20 protein-coding genes are annotated in these 19,389 nt (G+C 38.3%); 2 read left to right on the top strand and 18 right to left on the bottom strand.

Translation table 11 applies throughout. From position 1 onward, the window contains the following. Positions 1 to 74: 74 nt before the first annotated feature. From IEV41_RS15785 to IEV41_RS15805, 5 genes are all read right to left on the bottom strand, one after another. Positions 75 to 275 carry a hypothetical protein gene (locus IEV41_RS15785; protein ID WP_188389461.1) on the bottom strand — a complete coding sequence of 67 codons (201 nt, stop codon included), beginning with the start codon at positions 273 to 275 and terminating at the stop codon, positions 75 to 77. Between the two features lie 391 nt (positions 276 to 666). Then, complete coding sequence (locus tag IEV41_RS15790; protein WP_188389462.1) at positions 667 to 1,263, bottom strand: VanZ family protein; 597 nt, start codon at positions 1,261 to 1,263, stop codon at positions 667 to 669. Positions 1,264 to 1,289: 26 nt separating this feature from the next. Continuing rightward, positions 1,290 to 1,685, bottom strand: a complete 396-nt coding sequence (locus IEV41_RS15795; RefSeq protein WP_188389463.1) for a hypothetical protein — start codon at positions 1,683 to 1,685, stop codon at positions 1,290 to 1,292. A 127-nt stretch (positions 1,686 to 1,812) separates the two neighbouring features. Further along, a complete protein-coding gene (locus IEV41_RS15800) occupies positions 1,813 to 2,196 on the bottom strand; it encodes a hypothetical protein (protein ID WP_188389464.1) in 384 nt (127 codons plus the stop codon). 288 nt (positions 2,197 to 2,484) lie between these two features. Continuing rightward, the gene (locus IEV41_RS15805; protein WP_188389465.1) at positions 2,485 to 2,622 is read right to left on the bottom strand and encodes a BC1881 family protein; all 138 of its coding nucleotides are present in this window, start codon (positions 2,620 to 2,622) and stop codon (positions 2,485 to 2,487) included. Positions 2,623 to 2,809: 187 nt separating this feature from the next. Between IEV41_RS15805 and IEV41_RS15810 the strand changes: the two genes are divergently transcribed. Continuing rightward, complete coding sequence (locus tag IEV41_RS15810; RefSeq protein ID WP_188389466.1) at positions 2,810 to 3,049, top strand: transcriptional regulator; 240 nt, start codon at positions 2,810 to 2,812, stop codon at positions 3,047 to 3,049. Between the two features lie 1,020 nt (positions 3,050 to 4,069). On the opposite strand, the gene IEV41_RS15815 is transcribed toward IEV41_RS15810, so the two are convergent. From IEV41_RS15815 to pcrB, 12 genes are all read right to left on the bottom strand, one after another. Further along, positions 4,070 to 4,726 (bottom strand): DUF4310 family protein, encoded by a 657-nt coding sequence (locus IEV41_RS15815; RefSeq protein WP_188389467.1) that lies wholly within the window; start codon positions 4,724 to 4,726, stop codon positions 4,070 to 4,072. 1 nt (position 4,727) lies between these two features. Further along, entirely contained in the window at positions 4,728 to 5,513 is a 786-nt protein-coding gene (locus tag IEV41_RS15820; protein WP_188389468.1) for a DUF4311 domain-containing protein, read from the bottom strand. Between the two features lie 15 nt (positions 5,514 to 5,528). Then, positions 5,529 to 5,879: a DUF4312 family protein gene (locus tag IEV41_RS15825; protein ID WP_188389469.1), complete on the bottom strand. Its 351-nt coding sequence runs from the start codon at positions 5,877 to 5,879 to the stop codon at positions 5,529 to 5,531. Positions 5,880 to 5,883: 4 nt separating this feature from the next. Beyond that, complete coding sequence (locus IEV41_RS15830) at positions 5,884 to 6,243, bottom strand: SFCGS family glycine-rich protein (protein ID WP_188389470.1); 360 nt, start codon at positions 6,241 to 6,243, stop codon at positions 5,884 to 5,886. A gap of 1 nt (position 6,244) precedes the next feature. Next, positions 6,245 to 6,601: a PRD domain-containing protein gene (locus IEV41_RS15835; protein WP_188389471.1), complete on the bottom strand. Its 357-nt coding sequence runs from the start codon at positions 6,599 to 6,601 to the stop codon at positions 6,245 to 6,247. A 45-nt stretch (positions 6,602 to 6,646) separates the two neighbouring features. Continuing rightward, on the bottom strand, positions 6,647 to 8,464 hold the full coding sequence (locus IEV41_RS15840; protein WP_188389472.1) for a BglG family transcription antiterminator: 1,818 nt from the start codon (positions 8,462 to 8,464) through the stop codon (positions 6,647 to 6,649). Between the two features lie 372 nt (positions 8,465 to 8,836). Further along, positions 8,837 to 9,271 carry a hypothetical protein gene (locus IEV41_RS15845; protein ID WP_188389473.1) on the bottom strand — a complete coding sequence of 145 codons (435 nt, stop codon included), beginning with the start codon at positions 9,269 to 9,271 and terminating at the stop codon, positions 8,837 to 8,839. Positions 9,272 to 9,357: 86 nt separating this feature from the next. Further along, a complete protein-coding gene (gene pruA / locus IEV41_RS15850) occupies positions 9,358 to 10,905 on the bottom strand; it encodes an L-glutamate gamma-semialdehyde dehydrogenase (protein WP_188389474.1) in 1,548 nt (515 codons plus the stop codon). 241 nt (positions 10,906 to 11,146) lie between these two features. Beyond that, positions 11,147 to 12,331 carry a CamS family sex pheromone protein gene (locus IEV41_RS15855; RefSeq protein ID WP_188389475.1) on the bottom strand — a complete coding sequence of 395 codons (1,185 nt, stop codon included), beginning with the start codon at positions 12,329 to 12,331 and terminating at the stop codon, positions 11,147 to 11,149. Positions 12,332 to 12,348: 17 nt separating this feature from the next. Beyond that, on the bottom strand, positions 12,349 to 14,355 hold the full coding sequence (gene ligA, locus IEV41_RS15860) for an NAD-dependent DNA ligase LigA (protein ID WP_188389476.1): 2,007 nt from the start codon (positions 14,353 to 14,355) through the stop codon (positions 12,349 to 12,351). 10 nt (positions 14,356 to 14,365) lie between these two features. Further along, positions 14,366 to 16,567, bottom strand: coding sequence for a DNA helicase PcrA (gene pcrA, locus IEV41_RS15865; protein WP_188389477.1), 2,202 nt, complete (start codon positions 16,565 to 16,567; stop codon positions 14,366 to 14,368). Positions 16,568 to 16,571: 4 nt separating this feature from the next. Further along, positions 16,572 to 17,249 (bottom strand): heptaprenylglyceryl phosphate synthase, encoded by a 678-nt coding sequence (gene pcrB, locus IEV41_RS15870; protein WP_188389478.1) that lies wholly within the window; start codon positions 17,247 to 17,249, stop codon positions 16,572 to 16,574. Positions 17,250 to 17,492: 243 nt separating this feature from the next. On the opposite strand from pcrB, the gene IEV41_RS15875 reads away from it, so the two are divergent. Continuing rightward, a complete protein-coding gene (locus tag IEV41_RS15875; RefSeq protein ID WP_229722272.1) occupies positions 17,493 to 17,780 on the top strand; it encodes a YgaP family membrane protein in 288 nt (95 codons plus the stop codon). Positions 17,781 to 17,884: 104 nt separating this feature from the next. On the opposite strand, the gene IEV41_RS15880 is transcribed toward IEV41_RS15875, so the two are convergent. Then, positions 17,885 to 19,222, bottom strand: coding sequence for a hypothetical protein (locus IEV41_RS15880; RefSeq protein ID WP_188389479.1), 1,338 nt, complete (start codon positions 19,220 to 19,222; stop codon positions 17,885 to 17,887). Positions 19,223 to 19,389 lie beyond the last annotated feature (167 nt).

Consider the following 19,389-nt stretch of genomic DNA (forward strand, 5'->3'; position numbering starts at 1 on the left):
CTACTAGGACAAACTCGCCTCCACTTTCTCGAATAGAAGAAACGAGTCCTCGTACATCCGTCTTTACATCCTCCTTATGCACCAACCTTCGCACACAGCGTATATTCACTCATTGGATCTGCATGTGGACCTTCTGGATTCAATATGCCGTCCTCGTGAATAATGTAAGATGTAGAATTAACATGGTTACTAGCTACATAAGCGTATGATGACTGTTGTCCACCTATCCACATCCCATATCCGGCGAATAGGATTGCTGTCCCTGAAATGCACATATAAACTTTATTTGGAGTTACTTTTTTATTCGTTAAGTTATGACACCCATAAGAGGATTTTATGAATATGGATTTGCTGGTTATCACTTATTTTCACAGGAAATGGCTAGTGTTCGTTTGTTTTGTAGAAATTAGCTAACCAATTCTTCTTGAATCTCTTCAAACGTATCTCCATAATTTTCAGCTATATTACAAAGTGTACTTTTTGACATAACGTATCATTTTTTAATTAACCCGGTTTAATTGTGGGATATACAAGGATACCCTTTTATAAAATTATGCATACTGGAGACAAAAAAAGGACAAACCCTAAACTATCAAAAGAGTTTAGGGTTTGTCCTTTTTGGTAACTTCAGATAATTCCTTATTATGTTACCTATTGTTGTATAGATTATCCATTATAATAATTATTCTTTTTGTTAAAAATGGTTGGAATGTTTTCTTTTTCTAAGTGTGGTGCTAAATATTTTATTATTATCCAACCAAGTAATCCTCCAGGAATATTTAAAATAATATCATCAATGTCAAATATTTTATTAGGATATTGAGTTAAAAAATTAATCATTAGTTGAATTGTTTCAATAGATACTGTTATTATCGTTATTTTTAAAAATACATATTTAAATGAAATTGCTTTTTTATCTAATAATCCCAAATATACTCCTAAAGGGAATAATAAAACAGCATTCCCGATAATCTGAACGAAATTTCCTGTTTCTTGAATAGTTTCTGTAATTGTTGCCAAGGGAATTAATTGATAATAAGGGAATGTACTTACTATTTCTTTCTCGAATTCGTCTGGGAACATAGTTAAAGGTAAAAATACATATTTTATTAGAAAAATTCCATATAGGATACATGAATATTTATAGACTATTGTAAAAAAGGAGTTTTTTTTCTTTTTTACATATTCATATATACATAGAATAATAGAAAATATAAAGAACAATAACACAATTGTAAAATTGTGAAAATCTATTATTATCATTTTTTTAGTCACCTAAATCTTATTTTTTATTTTAAAACACCATAAACTGAAATTGAAACTTTACCAACCATTCTTTTGTTTGTATCATTACGAAGACGAACTTTATATTCTCCTGTTTCAGGTGCAATTAAACTTTTTGCAGTGTCTGGCTTAAATGCATCATTCCATGTTTTATCTACAGGTGAATAACCAGTAAATGTTTTTTTGAATAAATGAAGATAAATTTTAGATCCTGCTGGTGCTTTGGTAAGTGATTTATTTGGCACAGTGTCAACTTGTACTACATCATTTTTATTAGCTTTGAAAGAAGCTGTTTGTACTATTTCGAGCATATCATAAGTCGAAGTGTAATAAAATGCCATAGCTGTATTAGGAATAAGTAAAATTCCTAACATTAGAAAACTTAATAATTTTTTTTTCATAAAAAACTCTCCTAGATAGGGTCACGTCACCTAAAATGTTAACATTGTAGATTAAGGAAAAAATCTCGTTAATAAAGCTCTATAACTTTATAAACATATTTGGTGATGTGACCGTTATATTATTTTATTATCCATTTGTTATCTTTATTTTACCAGCCATTCTATAACCACTATTATTTTTTAATGTGACTCTATATGTGTCTTTCTCAGGTGCTTTCATTGAACTTGATATATCTTCGTAATAAGCATCATTTGAACTCCTACCTACAACTGACCAACCAAATACTTTTTCTTGCTCTAATTCAAATCGAATTTTAGCTCCTGTTGGAGCGTTATTTAGCTTATTATTTGGTGTAGTTTTGATTACTGCATATTCTCCTTTATTAAAATTTAATTCGCCCGTTCGTAAGATCTTGTCAAAATCGTAATAAGAACTGTAAGTAAATGCCATGGCTAAATTGGGAATAAGTAAAATTCCTAAAAGTATAGAACCTAATATTTTCTTCTTCATATTTCTTCCTCCTTTTTAATATATTTGTATATTATTATATAAATATGGTAATTTTTCAAGAAAAATATAATTTTAAATAAATTATGTAAAGGTGAATATTCCTAATTAATAGGAATCGTCATACCAAAAAAATTCTACGTTTAGACATAATTTCATACTTTGCAGTCTATGATAGTAACTCTGTCATCACCTGTTTTAGATGTATGTCAATGGTGAACGGACAAAAGAGCATCAAGGGTATCATAATTACATTGTTTGTATTTATAAAACTAATTTGATACGTGAAATTTATTTGATAATCAAAATAGTTGCTGGTCCATCTACTGATAAATTCCCCACACTTTTCGTTTCAAACGTCGGTACATCCACACTAGTCACATTCACTTGTAATTTAAGCTGTTCAACCAATTCGTCCTTCTTATCCATCTTTACCTCTCCTCTCAAGAGAATCTTAATATGATTTCACCATTTATACTGATAACTATTCCATCGATTGCAAAAATCTCACTCTCTTCAAATTGTAAAAACTTGTATTATCTTATTGTTATAATTAACTTGTCCTACTAAGTTAGCTAGTTTAATAGGTAAATTAATAAAAAGAGAGAGGTAGATTATGTTTAAAACAACAATTTCAAAAGCGATTGGAGCACTTGCTTTATCAGGAGCTTTACTAACTCCAACAGCGTCAGCTGATGCCGCTACATATGTATGGGTAAGAGATTTACATCCTGATATGTATGATTATTCTTATGACCCTGTAACTAAAAGAGCGCAAGTTTGGACAGATTCACGAAACTACTTCATCGTGTCATGTGACATTGTAGAATATGGTAAATATATGGTGAAAATTTAATTAAACAATTAATAAGAGCGGCGTGGCCTATAATTAGGTTCGTCGCTTTTCTATTTCATATAAAGTAATTGTCTTATTAAGAGATAATAACAGAAACAAGAATTCTTCCTCTTCACAAGAAACCTAGTGTCTTCTATACAAAAAAGAAAGAGCCACCTAGTGTAAGAGGTGACTCTCGTGTTCATCATTTGGCCACTTCCTCAAAAGCTTACCGAATGGATACACGTACATAAATATAAAGTGAACGATTAGAATTTAAAAATTACAAAGTACAGGAAGAACATATCCGTTAGTAATTAACTTCTCTTCCATACTAATACAATATCATGCTTTTCCATCCATTTTGCCATTATGCTTTACCAAATCATGTCATGTTACTTATCAAATAGTGCCATGAATTTTATAATAGATAAAAAGCTTCTGCCACCTGTCTAATGAGATTTGTCTTTTCTCTATAGTAATGGCGATTAGATGTGCCGATTTCTCCTATAACAGCATCATCATACCAATCACGATCGTATCGATACTCCTATACCTTTTAAGAAAAGGTACATCCAAACCGGAACGATAACGAAACCACCCAAAACTATCCATTTATCTAAATGAGCATTATTTATCCAAAAAATAAACCCTAACAACCTAATACATATCAATATAGTAATCATGCTCATGAAACATATAGATGCAATATATATCTTGTTTCTCATTATTCCCTCCTGTTACCAACGCATCGATAATGTTATCAAGCTCTTCTACAACATTTTTTATATATACTACCAGTTATAGCGATTTTATCTAACAACCGATACCCTCATCAGTCGGTTTTAAACTTTTATCGCTGATATATACGCGTATGCGTAAAAATTTTTCCAGACAAAAAAATAAGACAAGCGCTCTCGATTTAACTAGAACCAAAATGAGAGGTGGCTTTGTCTTATTGTCTAATACTCTATTGCATAGATACTTTGGAAAACAACTAAAAACGATAGTGAGAGAGTTCCTTCGATAGCAGCTAGAAACCTATTTCAACGGAATCGGGAAAATCGCACCGAAAATCATCGCGCCAATAATCGCACCACCAGCAACTGGTTTCTTCCATACATAAAATACCGCTGCTCCGATGATTGATCCAATGCCAATCGGGATCGATGCACTACATGCAGAAAGTACGATAAGTGGGCCTAAGAAACGACCTGTTTGATTCCCCGCTCCCATCATCACATCTGCACCAAATGTAGACTTTACTTGCCCGATTGTAAATTTACGAATCCCGATAATAATATAGCCAATTAGCAACCCTAACACGGCACCTGTTAGGAGTGCCAGTGGGAACGATTCAATCGGTGCGACAATATCCGCTGCAAGTAATAATGCGGGCACTCCGATGCCTATTCCCGTTTGAATGGCACCACCAATGTCCAGAATCCCGACGAGTGATCCTTCTAACACACGAGCGAATAAGAAACTTGCGCCAAACGCAGCCGCTGCACCGTACCCGGCTCCTTCAAGACCCGCTTGCAATAACGCTACAACGGCTACATCATTAAAAGCGCCGATTTTGTACACATAATACATATGCGTTCCTGCAAATACACCGGAGGAAAGCAACGCCACAAAAATCGGAAATGACCAGTCTGCATACCAAAAGTTTTTCCGTAAATCTACTTGTTGGTCCATCCTATTTCACCTCGAGTCCTAACATTTTATGAAGATCTTTCAACCACTCTGGCACGTCTAAATGGAAAGCTTTCACTAAATTAATATCAAAACCACGGAAGAATGCACTTAAAACAAATAATAAAATAACTGCTGTTAACAATGTTTTCGTGATTTTGTTCCAACCACCGTCATCGACACCTTTTCCAATTAAAATACCAAGCACAATACCTGGTACTGCATTACCCATGACAAGGTGCGCTACTCCGCCGAAAATCGTTCCCCACATGCCTGCACGTTTTCCTGCATCAAGTGCCGCTAGCCAGAAAATGATTGGCATGATTGGATTAATTAATAAGTTCGCCGCTGGCACTAACACTTTTACTGCGGTAGCTTGGAGAGAGGCTGGAATAGCGGATGCGGTTGAGTTCAAAAACGTAACAACAATTACTCCGACAATAGCACCTGATATCGCCATCTTCTTCGGATTATGAAGCGTGTCTTCTGGCCGTCTCCCTTTTCGTATTAACATAGCCGCTGCCCAGTTTGGGATAACTCGGTGATCAACATCTTGCGTCAACGCCCCTGCTCCGACAGCTGATGCCCATGAGTTAAAGAAGAACCCTAGTCCGAATGAGAAATGAGACGCCGCATCACCAGCACACGCATTTAATTCTCCTAACGTACGAAATGCACCCATTCCTTGTACACTCGGTGCTTTGAACATCCGAGCGGCTCCTGCACCGACACTTGCGCCGACTAGTGCCCCAATCACAATCGATTTCATTATAATAATGAAAACTTCCATCGCTACATCTCCTCTCTATTTTTCTATTTGATTACTGCGGAAGTTGTGGAGAATAGAGGCATTTGATTGCATGTTCTTTTGAAAGTGGATATCGTCTACTTTTAACAAAACAAGACTTACTTCCACATCTAGCACGACGTGAAAATTACTTCGCTTCCTAGGGAGGAAGAAGAAGAGAAAGCGCTCCGTATACTCCATTTCTTTCGCTTCGACTACATCTATATCTAGTGGCTCGATACGGATAACCATACCTTTTTGCATCGACATCACTTTCTTCTGGATTCTTCCTAACGCATTGCCGATAGCTTGTTCTTTCGTCTTCCCTGTCCCTTCAATCCGAACCGTTTGAGTAGTCATCTCCTTCATCTGCTTATCCTCTAACTTTCATAAATTCTTCCGTTAGGCGTCTTCCTAATTCCTCCACATCCATGAAACCAAATCCTAAGACGAGCTTGCCGTTACGAAGCGCCGTAACTCCTTCGTCAACCGAACGCATGCCGTATTCTGCTGGGTACCCGTATTTAGACTGTGCCGTAATCGCTCCTGCACCGCCACTACCACAGAACGAAATACCGAAATCAGCATTTGCAGCTTTCATCTCGTCACCTAAGCGCATATCTGCACCAAATCCAGCAACGACAATTGCTTTGCCACCTGCTGCTTCTACTCCTTTCGCCACATTTTGCCCTTTCCCTAAACGATCCCCAATTACAACCACTACTTGACTCATCTTAATTTCCCCCTTCATTTGTTCGTTTCGCTGATTCGAAATGAATCGATAATAAATACTTTTCATCCTCTTGTAAGCAAGGTAATAAATGACAAACAGATTCTGCTAGATTAATAGAATGCCTCGATACTTCATCAAACATTGCTTTATCGATTGTCGGGATTCTTCCACCATGAACCGAACGATGAACCATGAAAGATATGTGTGACACAAGGGAAATCCATTGCGTTTCTGTCATAGGAATACACTCTTTTTTCAACATATGTTGTACGAATAAAAGTACGTGTGTACACGTCGGAACGTCTCCGCTTCGTTCTATTAATTCCGTGATTTTCGCTTCTACCTCTGCGGCACTCATCGTTTATACACCATCTTTCCCTTCAAAAATGTTATCGCTTTCAAATCAATTCATGTATTGTACTAACGCCGTGATTTCGGCTTCGTTAATTTTCAAGTCTTTCTCAAAGAACAAGCGGCGAATGATTGTAGCTCGCTCGTTCATACATGCTTCTACTCGCCCAGTATACTCATACTGCTGCTCAAAGTAACAACGATGAACAAGTAAACATACGTGCATCATAAAGGCATTTTTTCTACTCTCTTCTAAGTCAGGGCCGAATAAAGATACTAACTCTTGTGTTAATTCGCATCCCTTCAAAATAATTTCCTGGCTTATTTCTTCACTATTCTCTCGCTTATGACTCTGTACAAATGAGCCTTGAAGGCGCGGCGATTCTCTCTTATTCACGTTCTCTACTTGCTGGCGTATCGCATTGATATCTCGTTTTGTCGGCAATGCCTCTACGACAATAACAGGTACATCTGCCGTTATCGGAAAAATACTCACAATCAAATCTACTTCTTCCCGCTTACATATGTCCTCGATTTCCATCATGGAACAATACGCAACTATATCAATGTCTGGAACCTCTCGTTCTACGCGGCTCTTTAGCAACTTCGCAACACCACGGCCAGTTGAACATACATACAACGCCCTTGCTCTCTGCTTTTTCTTGAATGTATTTTCATACGATACTAAAAAGTGAAGCGCAAGAAAGGCAATAAAAGAATCTTGTGCACTAACTGATCTTGTCGTGATATACGTTTGGCATGCTTTTCGAATGTGATGAAATAACGAAGTGTGGTTCCGCTTGATCTCTTCTGTGAAAGGATTGAACTCACTTATATGCATCGTTCCTTTTTGAAAACGAAGCGACAAATGTGCTAGAAGGTTACTATATAACCGTGAATCTTGCTTATAGTTAATTCCTTCTTGTTCACTAACATATCGAATAATTTGTTCGGTGACATGTGCAATATCCATTTGATTCGTTTCTTTCTCAAAGGCACCTGAAACATATAAATATTCATCTTCTAATAATGGAAAACAAGCTTCCTCGTACGTTATCTTCATCAATGTAAGTAAAAATACAGTATGGTTATCTTTGTATGGTGGTGTATGTAGTAGTTTGTATGTTTTGACGGTGAAACCTAGTTGAAGTCTTGTTAACGATATCGTTAAGCGAAGTAAAGTTGTTAACAGCTCGGAATGGTTGAATTGTTGCATGAAAGGTGAATCAAACATAGCGGTCATATGTTTTTCAACTATGTGATAATACGCTACTAGTTGGTCTTCAATAATGAGGTGAATATCTTGCGTTTCCTTCTTCATCATCCGTGTCATGATTTGATAAATATCATAATTACTTAACTCTGTTTGAATAATGTGCTCCAGCAGTAGACGAACATGTATCTCTTCCCCGTAAATCTTATAGCCAGTGCGTTGCTTCCGTTCTAGCGTTACCATCCACGGTTCTATCATTTCTTCTACAAACTGCAAATCACTTAAAATCGTATTCCGGCTAACTTCGAGGCGTTCAGCCAATTCATTGGCTGTTACGTATTCTACCGTTAAAGCTAGAATACTAATAAGCCGGCGTACCCTCACATCTTGATTCGGATATAATTTGCGGCGTTCCATCTGCATGATAGCATGTTTCGCTTCCATCCGTTTCGCTTCGCTACATGCAATCCATATCCCTTTGTTAGGCTGGGAATGAAAATCTAGTTCATGCTGGCGAAACCAATACTTCACGTTGTTCAAATCGTATTTAATCGTTCGTGTACTTACCCCAAACTCTGTAGACAAATCTTTAATCCGAATTTCGTTCCGGACTTCTAACAACTTCGTTACAATTTGATATTCCCGCATCGTTAACATTCTTCATCACCACTTACTTTAGTATTAGTGTGTGAGATTATTTATATATCACATTATATGGTGCGTATACTTCTCTTAACAGACAAAATCCCTTCCCTATCTATTAGGGAAATGTCTGCCATCCTCCTTTGCACCGATAAAGATAATGCCTCACACAAATCGCTTATTCATACTAGTTCTTACTTTATATCCTCTCTCTTTTATTCATTCGTTGCACGAAGTAAGTGCAATACCATAGACATTTCTAACAAAAAATCTATCGTATTACTATATTCCTCTCCAATCTTTATCAATCTTCGCTAATATAGAAGAATAACCTTTTTTTCTCTACAAAAAAGGTCCTCTCCAAAAGAAAGAACCTTCTTCTATGTATTAACGGTAATATAGTACTGTCGCCAAAAGACTAACAATTGCAAAGCCTGTACTTCCAATTACAAACGGTGTAAAGCGCATATGGAATGCTTCAATCCTCATATCTATTCCGCCGCCACTGTGTAACCTATCATTCGCATTCTGGCGATTTTTCCTTTGTTGATTAAAAAGTGGCGTTAACCATACGAAACACAGTAGAAGCATACTGCTTACAAAGAATGTATCGACAACATTCCATTTACTAATGGAAACGATAAGTCCTACAAGGATGCCTTCTAATATAATAATTACAACTGCAAGAATACTCATTCTCACAAAACTTGATGCACCTTTTAGCAATGTTTGATCAAGCCTTCTCTCAATACGAGTCCATACTAACGGTAGGAAAATTACTAATCCAATAATTGCGCATATAATAAACCACTGCGTCACCATTATCCAACCCCTAACTTATTTTCTATAATATGGATAAGATAAGAGAACAAAAGAGGGCCTTAGCCCTCTTTTCATCTATCAATCTATTAAAGCGTTTCTGACGTTGTTTTTCCTTGCATATGAAGAACTAAGTAGTCTGGGCCACCTGCTTTTGAGTCCGTACCCGACATATTAAATCCGCCAAATGGTTGGTATCCTACGATTGCGCCTGTGCAACCACGGTTGAAGTATAAGTTACCAACGTGGAAATCTTCACGTGCTTTTTCGATATGTGTACGATTGTTAGAGATAACAGCTCCTGTTAAGCCATATTCTGTATTGTTTGCGATATCTAATGCATGATCGAAGTCTTTTGCTTTGCAGAACGCAACAACCGGTCCGAAGATTTCTTCTTTCATCAGACGAGCGTCTTCTTTCACGTCAGCAATGATTGTTGGTTGGATGAACCATCCTTTCGAATCGTCTCCTTCACCACCTGCTACAAGTCGGCCTTCTTCTTTGCCAATTTGGATGTAGCTCATTACTTTATCGAAAGCAGCTTGGTCATTTACTGGTCCCATTGACGTCGTTTGCTCATCTGGATTACCAACTGTTAACTGTTTCGTTAACTCAATTGCACGTTCTAATACTGTATCGTATACATCTTCATGGATAACAGCACGAGAACATGCTGAACACTTCTGACCTGAGAAACCAAATGCTGATGCTACAATTGATTTCGCTGCTAATTCTAAGTCTGCTTCTTTATCCACAACGATTGTGTCTTTTCCACCCATTTCTGCGATAACACGCTTTAACCAAATTTGGCCTGGGTGAACTTTCGCTGCACGCTCATAAATGCGTAAGCCTACTTCTTTTGAGCCCGTGAAGCTAATAAAACGTGTGCGTGGATGGTCAACTAAGTAGTCACCAACTTCTGCACCACTACCTGGTACGTAGTTTACTACGCCTGCTGGTAAGCCTGCTTCTTCTAATACTTCCATGAACTTCGCTGCAATAACAGGTGTTGTACTAGCTGGCTTTAATAATACTGTGTTGCCAGTTACGACTGCCGCTGTTGTCATGCCTGCCATAATGGCAAATGGGAAGTTCCAAGGAGAGATGATTACGCCTACTCCTAGTGGAATATAAGAGAAACGGTTGTATTCAATCGGACGGCTTTCTACTTTGATTCCGTCTTTTAGCTGTAACATTTGACGTGCATAATACTCCATGAAGTCGATTGCTTCTGCTGTATCTGCATCAGCTTCGTTCCATGGCTTCCCTGCTTCTTTCACTAATAACGCAGAGAACTCGTGTTTACGACGGCGCACAATTGCCGCAGCACGGAATAGAATATCTGCGCGCATTTCTGCTTTTGTCTTTCTCCATGTATTGAACGTTGCGTCCGCTACTTGCATTGCTTTCTCCGCAAGCTCGCGATTCGCTTTCGATACACGCCCTATAAGCTCTTCTTTATTCGAAGGATTCACAGATACAATCTTGTCCTCTGTATGAATCTTTTCACCACCAATAATTAACGGATAATCTTGACCTAAATACGCTTCAACTGTCTTCAGTCCTGCTTCAAACGCTACTTTATTCTCTTCTTGCGTAAAATTTGTAAATGGTTCATGCTTGTATGCTACTACCATTGTCTCAAGCCCCCTGTTCATTGTGTGAATAATGCTTACAATTTCCTCCTCCATTGTACACAAAATCAGAACATTCTTCAATTTCTTGCATTTCCAAAATTATTATAGGTAAAAGAATTCTTTCATTACCGTTGGAGTACGTAGAGCGACAAGCGCCCACTCGTAGCAAAATTATATACATCATTCCCATCAACAAAAAAACTGCCCCGCCAATCAAATTGGCAGAGCAGTCATATACTTCTTAATCATAGATATGAACGTACGGTTCTTTTGCATCTTTCTCTTTCACAATTAAACTTTTCGGTCCTTCTGTCGTACGAATATATACATTGATATCTAGATGATTCGGGAAGCTTTGCATAATTAATCCAGTCACATATTGTGTGAAAGCAATTACTTCCGCTTGTCCGTAAAATCTCATTGGAATATCAATCGTTAACGATTTCAAATCGTTATTTTGATAAAAGCCTTTCCCAATGACACCTGTGAAATTAGGGAAATACTTCTCTACATCTGCCTTGAAGTTCACAAAGGTTTGAAAGTCTCCTTTATGATCTCTCTCAGCATCTTCTGATGGGAATAAGTAATATTGCTCATCAATAGCTTCCCACTTGCCCATGCTACTGCCTTTTGCTTCAGCCGTTGCTAACATCGTACCTGGAATAAGCGCATTTTTCGGTTGCTGCTTATAAATGACGAACGTAATTGGTACATCTCCTAGTTCATCCATTTTACGCATACTTTCTAATATCGTATCCGCCATTTTCTTTCCATTTTCTAAGATATCTTTATCCGAAATTTTCACTTCACGCGGATAATCATTCTCTTCTTTGAAGTAGTGTACAGAATTCATCGCAAGACCAATGACAACACCACCAAGTTCTAACTGGCCGTTACTTCCTTTTTTCATATAGTTTTGTTCAAGAATATGCGCGAGATAACGCGGATTCGCTGAATTACGTTCTTCTAATGTCCCTTCACCAGGGTCTGCTGGATTTAATCCTTCATTCGGGATTTCTTTCTTTTTCTCATCTTTTCCAAGCGCAGCTTTCTTTTGTTCTACTTGCTCGTCTGTTAATTTACGTGCAAGCCAGTTTGTAATTGTTTCTTTCTTGATTTTCTTTCCTGATTCGAAATAATACGTATCCGTTGGGAACGATTCCTGTGCAATACGCATTAAACTTTCTTCAAAGTGATCCACGTCTAAATGGTTATTTAAGTTAGAAACAACTAGCCCACGTCCTTCCCCAACTTCAAAACCACCTTTTTCATTTAGTGCCATCTTGTAGTATTCATCCGAAATTGAATATTTCGGAATAATGACATCTTGTGAACCATCTTCTTGTTTCACTTCTTCCTCTGACTTGGAACCACATCCACTAAGGATAAGCATGCATGACATGCCGATAAGCATCCATTTCTTCATTCCTATTTTTACACCTCTTATTTATTCAGCTCTTGCAACAGCTGTTCTTCGCTCCATACTTCAATTTGAAGTTTCTCTGCTTGCGCTAGCTTCGAACCTGCTGCCTCTCCTGCAATGACTAAATCTGTTTTTTTGCTGACACTTCCTGCAACGTTACCGCCAAGTGCCTCTATCTTTTTCTTCGCTTCACTACGCGTTAATTGTTCAAGCTTTCCTGTTAAAACAACTGTTTTCCCTGCAAAAACAGAATCACTCTCTTCTATATTAACAGGTTTTGCACCAGTGTATGTGACATTTACACCATGTTCACGTAAAGATCCAATAAGCGCCACCACATCTTCATTGTCAAAATACGTCACGATTGACTGGGCCATCTTTTCTCCAATTTCGTTAATAGCTATTAATTCATCAACATTCGCTTCTTGCAGGCGATCCATCGTTTCGAAATGTTGTGCTAATGTTTTCGCTGCTTTTGCTCCTACGTGACGAATACCAAGGCCAAATAGTACTTTCTCAAGTGAGTTCTTCTTCGACGCTTCAATGGCTTGAATTAAGTTCGTCGCAGACTTCTCAGCAAAGCGCTCAAGTGCTAATAATTGTTCTTTCTTCAAGTCGTATAAATCTGCCACTGTATGAATTAAGCCAGCTTCGAATAGCTGTGCAATGACACGCTCTCCTAAACCATCAATATTCATTGCATTACGAGCTACGAAGTGAATCAATCCTTCACGAATTTGCGCTGGGCAAGAAGGGTTCACACAACGGAGAGCTACTTCTTCTTCCAAACGAACTAGTTCACTTTCGCATTCTGGACAATGTGTTGGCATACGGTACTCTTCTTCATTGCCAGTACGGCGCTCCACTAATACGTTCACTACTTCTGGAATGATATCTCCCGCTTTTTTCACAACAACTGTATCACCAATACGAATATCTTTCTCACGGATTAAGTCTTCATTATGAAGCGATGCACGTTGCACAACCGTACCTGCCACTCTCACCGGCTCTAAGATAGCCGTCGGCGTGACAACACCTGTACGCCCAACACTTAATTCGATATCGATTAACTTCGTCGTTACTTCCTCTGCCGGGAACTTATATGCGATGGCCCAGCGTGGACTCTTCGCTGTTGCACCTAGGCTTTCTTGTAGACGTAAGCTATCTACCTTAATAACAATACCATCAATTTCATATGGAAGTTCTGGACGTTTCGCTTGCCATTCTTCCACATATGCTAGAACGTCTTCAATCGATGGGCAAACACGACGATATGGATTCGTCTTAAAGCCTAACTTCTCTAAGTAATCGATGCCTTCGCTATGCTTTTCCAGCGTGCTTTCTCCTAAGCCTGCTAATGTGTAGACAAAGTACGAAAGGTTACGTGACGCCGCAATTTTTGGGTCTAACTGACGTAATGAGCCAGCTGCTGCGTTACGTGGATTCGCGAATAACATTTCGCCTTTTTCCACACGCTCTACATTTAACTTCTCAAATGAAGGCTTTGGCATGTATGCTTCCCCGCGCACTTCTAAGCTAATTGCATCTTTCAAGCGTAGTGGGATAGACGGAATTGTCTTTAAGTTGTTCGTAATATCTTCGCCGATTGTGCCGTCGCCGCGTGTTGCACCTTGTACGAACACACCATTTTCGTAACGAAGTGATACAGCTAGACCATCAATTTTCAACTCGCATACGTATGCTACATCACCAATCGAATCTTCACGTACTTTACGGTCAAAGTCACGTAGGTCACCTTCGTTAAATGCATTACCTAAGCTTAACATCGGCGTGCGATGGACAACTTTTTCAAATGCTTCTAGCACCGTACCGCCAACACGAACGGACGGCGATGACGGATCTTGTAAATCTGGATGCGCTGTTTCAAGCGCAATCAATTCTTGCATATAACGATCGTACTCCGCATCTGATGCACTTGGAGTGTCTAATACATGGTAATCATAATTTAATTTATCTAAAATCGTTCGCAACTCATGGACGCGAGTTTCTACTTCTTTTCGTTCCATTTTATCCACCTCATACTTTCTCAATTGGTGCGAATTTCGCTAACAGACGTTTAATGCCTGTTGGACTTGGGAAAGCAATATCTAATTCCATTTCATCTCCAGCCTTCTTCACGCTAACGACCGTTCCAACTCCCCATGATTTATGAGACGCTTTGTCACCAACGCTCCAGCCGATTTTCTCGCCACCTGTTGTTTTCACTTGTGGACGAATCGCAGAAGGACGCGTTGCCGTTCCTGTTCTTCTAGGACCACTGTTGCTTCGTTCATTCAATCCTTCAATTAACTCAGCTGGAATTTCTTTAATAAAGCGAGACGGTTGGTTAATGCTTGTGCGGCCAAAAATTGTACGCATCTGTGCATTTGTTAAGTATAACTCTTCTTCTGCACGTGTAATACCAACATACGCTAGGCGTCGCTCTTCCTCCATTTCACTCTCATCCATTAATGAACGTGAGTGTGGGAAGATACCTTCTTCCATTCCTAAAATGAAGACAACCGGGAACTCTAGACCTTTCGCCGAGTGCATCGTCATTAAGACAACTTCATTATTTGGATCTTCATCTTCCTCGTCTAACTTATCAATATCTGCAACTAGCGCTAAGTCTGTTAAGAATGCAACTAAGCTCTTATCTTCACTCGTTTCCTCGAAGTTTTTCGTTACAGATAGGAACTCTTCAATGTTCTCAATACGTGCCGCTGCTTCTAAGTTGTTCTCAGCTTTTAACATATCAATGTAACCAGTCTGATCTAGCACATCTTCTACAAGTTCTGTAACAGAATATTCATCTTGCGTATTGTGCCAACGTCGCACCATCTCATGGAACGAACGGAGAGAGTTTGTAGCTTTTGCACTTAGGCCAATGAAATCAACAACTTCTAGCGACTGTGTAATCGTTAAATCTTGTGACAACGCATAGTTAATTACTTTATCCACCGATGTCGCCCCGATACCACGCTTTGGTACGTTCACGACACGTTGTAAACTAATATCATCATCTGGATTCGCAATTAAACGAAGGTACGCTAAAATATCTTTAATTTCTTTACGGTCGTAGAACTTCGTACCGCCAATAATTTTATACGGAATGTTCGACTTTAAGAATACTTCCTCTATCACACGAGACTGCGCATTCGTACGGTATAGGATTGCCACGTCTTTGTATTGACGCTTCCCTTGTTGAATGTACTCATTAATTTTACCAGCGATGAAGTGACCTTCTTCTTGCTCCGTACCAGCACGGTAATAACTAATCGTGTTGCCCTTCATATTTTCTGTCCATAAATTTTTCGGCTTACGGTTCATGTTGTTTTCAATGACAGCATTTGCCGCATTCAAAATTGTTTGTGTTGAGCGGTAGTTTTGCTCTAAGAAAATTGCTGTAGCATTATCGTAGTCTTTTTCAAATGAGAGGATATTCGTAATATCCGCTCCGCGCCAACGATAAATGGACTGATCCGAGTCACCAACGACACATAAATTCTTAAATCTTGCTGCCATCATATTTACAAGCATGTACTGTGCTCTGTTCGTATCTTGATACTCATCTACGTGTATATATTGGAACTTACGTTGGTAATACTCTAATACTTCTGGTACACGTTGGAACAAGTGAATCGTCATCATAATTAAATCGTCAAAGTCTAACGAATGGTTCTTCTTCAGGCGATCTTGATACATCTCGTACACTTCTGCCGCTAATGTATCGTAAGGCGTCATCGCCTCTTTTTTCACATCTTTAGGTGTATGTAATTCGTTCTTTGCGTTGCTAATTGTTCCTAAAATGCTACGTGGATCGAATTTCTTCGGGTCTACATTCTTCTCTTTTAAAATGTTCTTAATAACCGTTAATTGATCCGTCGTATCTAAAATAGAGAAATTACGGTTGTAACCAATACGGTCAATATCACGACGTAAAATGCGAACACACATCGAGTGGAATGTTGAAATCCAAATATCTTCTGCATCTTTTCCGACAAGTGCATCAATACGCTCTCTCATCTCACGTGCCGCTTTGTTCGTGAACGTAATCGCAAGAATACTCCACGGTGCCACACCCTTTTCCGCCATTAAATAGGCAATACGATGCGTTAATACACGCGTCTTTCCACTACCTGCACCCGCCATAATTAGAAGTGGGCCATTTGTCGTTCTCACCGCTTCTTGTTGACGCTCATTCAATCCTTGTAACAATTGCTGTGCATCACGTAACATGCTATCACTTTCCTTCCTTCACTGCCTTCACCGTCGCTAGAGCAGTTTTTAAATCTGTATATACTGTTCCTTCTACTACTAATGTATCTACGTGTGAGGCAATTTCTCTCGCTTCCTCTATCGTTTGAATAGCTGTCGTATAGAACAATTTCGTATCGTGTAACTCTTCTTTTACTTGCTTGATAATATCTACATCGGTCTTGGTCACATGAAAAATTGGTAACTTAGCGAACTTCTCTGCCATGCGTGCATATGCAACGATGTCATCTTCTCCGATGTTACATTCAGCATGTGCAATCTTTGCCATTGGTGCTGCTTCGTTCACCATACAGTAGCCTTCTCCAATGATTTCATCCATACTAATATGACCATATTCCATCATGACATCATGCTGGACACCTGTAATCCACTTCGCATCTTTCGTATTTAACACACTTGGAATGAAATACGAATCATATCCCGGTGTGTAATTTTCTACGTTAAATACTTCTAATACACATGGAACGGAATAACGGCGAATACGTACAAGTAACATTAAGATGTCATCAATGGCCAGCTCATTCGTTCCACTCACAAAAATTGCATCTGTTCCTGATTCACAAATGCTCTCTAACATATCTTCATCGATTTCAATCGTTGGATCTAATTTAAATAAGTGTTTCCACTCTCTATAATCGTACATAGAATCCTCCACCATACATCTTCTATAAAATAAAACGAAACGCGAAGCCTCGTTCTCGTCCTGCGCGTTCCTTCTACTATATTCTTTCCTTATCTTTAACAGTATAGCAGAAACTAAAGCGACATTGGAGCCAAAAACAGAATGTATATCCTCCTCTTCATGACGCACACTAGATATAAGAGAAAGATATACTTTTTTCTCTTACGACCAACGATAGACACATCACACACAACTGTGGAAGAGGTGTTCCGTTTGAAGCAAAACATAGGATTACTGAATGCATTTTTGCGAATGACCTGTGGATTTACCCTCCTGTCCTGGTCTACAGCCAAACTCGTTCGCAGACCGTGTAATTACATGGCACTCCTCCTCGCCATGCTTGGTGCGATGAAAGTAGCATCAGGAGCATTACGCTTCTGTCCGGTCAAATTTATGATGGGGTTCAAAGACATCTTCGCATTCTTCCCAAAGCCGAAGAAAAATGAGTTCGAAGGTCTGGAAGAATTAGCAAGGTTGATTAACCCTTCGTAATGGAAACAAAAACCCCCCAATTATTAGGAAGAACTAACAATTGGGGGATTTTTATTATAACTGAATATATGTTATACTTTCCAAATTCATTTCAACGAACTTGCTTAGTGGTCTGATACTTCTAATGTAAATACCAACTTCCCATTTTCGGGTACATTTGAATTAAGGTTTGTAGAATTACTGAGGCCATTGACTACATATTCATTCTTACTTGTTTGCCAAATACCCATCATATAATCCATTCGATTTCCTTTAAGTTCTTTTCTCCAAGTAACTTCTCCTAATTCATTATATTTTATTATAAGCCCATCTAACTCGTCCTTATCATTCTCCATATCTTTACCATCAATAGATATTTTAGACCCTACAGTGATAAATCCTCCATCAAACGTTGGAATAGTCGATTGCGAGAGATCGTGTATTCCTTCTCGTTTCCCTAAGCCAATTACTTCTGCATCTTTCATCCATTCTTTTTGTCCATCCTTACCATACTTCACAAGAACTTTAGGTCCCCCCTCTCGTTCTCCTATTCCGATAAATCCACCATCACTAGTCTCTATAACGGAACTAAAATAAACACCTTCCTCTAAACTAAAATATCGACTCCAAACTTCATTTCCTTTATCGTCACACTTTAGAATAAATGCTTTATCTTTTCTGTTATTCGACTTATCAACACCAACAATAACTAATCCATTATCCGTTGTTTCTTTTACGCGCATTGAATATATTCCTTGTTTACTAGGTTGCAATACCTTATGCCATAATAATTGACCTTTTGCACTATATTTTACTAATATTGGTGTTTCTATACGTCCATCTGCTAAATCCGGTCTATCGACAGACCCTAGCACAATAAAACTTCCATCTTTCATTTCAGTAACAGAAGTAAATATATCTGTTCCATAGATACCGTGAGAAGGAAAAGAAAACTTTCCTCTCCATTCTTCCTCATCATTCTTATTATGTTTAACCAAGAGCGCCTCGGAATATTCTAAACCAACTTCCTTTAAGGAACCCATTGTTATATATCCTCCATCAGATGTTGCTAGTACATTTAAAAAATGTTCATAATTTTTTTTACCTCTAATAGAACTAATGTCTTTCCACATCTGGTCTCCATGCTTATTACTTTTCAAAAGATAAGAAGTGTGTATTGCCAGGCCAACTCCGATAGAATGACCATCACGCATCGTCGCTACAGAGTTCACTGTCTCTTCTATTTCTATTCCTTTTACTTCATTTAATAACATCGGATCAATTTGCTCATCTACATTATATGACTTTTCCTTCTCACCATTAAGATTAGTAGTAGCTTCTGTACCTTTACTACTAAATTCATTCGTAATTACAGGAAGTATTTTCATCCCAAACACTCCGATAAAAATTCCACTACCCACCAATGTTGGTAATAACCATTTACTCTTTTTTTCGCTCATCATACTACATCCTTCTTCTATTATATACTTGACTATTCTTTACGACGATTACTTGTTTGCAAAATAACGCATTTCTATTACATTTAAGAAGATTACTATTCATTTAACAACACTATTAAATATTATCTCAAATCATTAAATTGGTTATTTTTTCACATAAAGTATAAAAT

The organism is Priestia taiwanensis (genome assembly GCF_014638355.1).
GTDB lineage: Bacteria > Bacillota > Bacilli > Bacillales > Bacillaceae_G > Priestia_D > Priestia_D taiwanensis.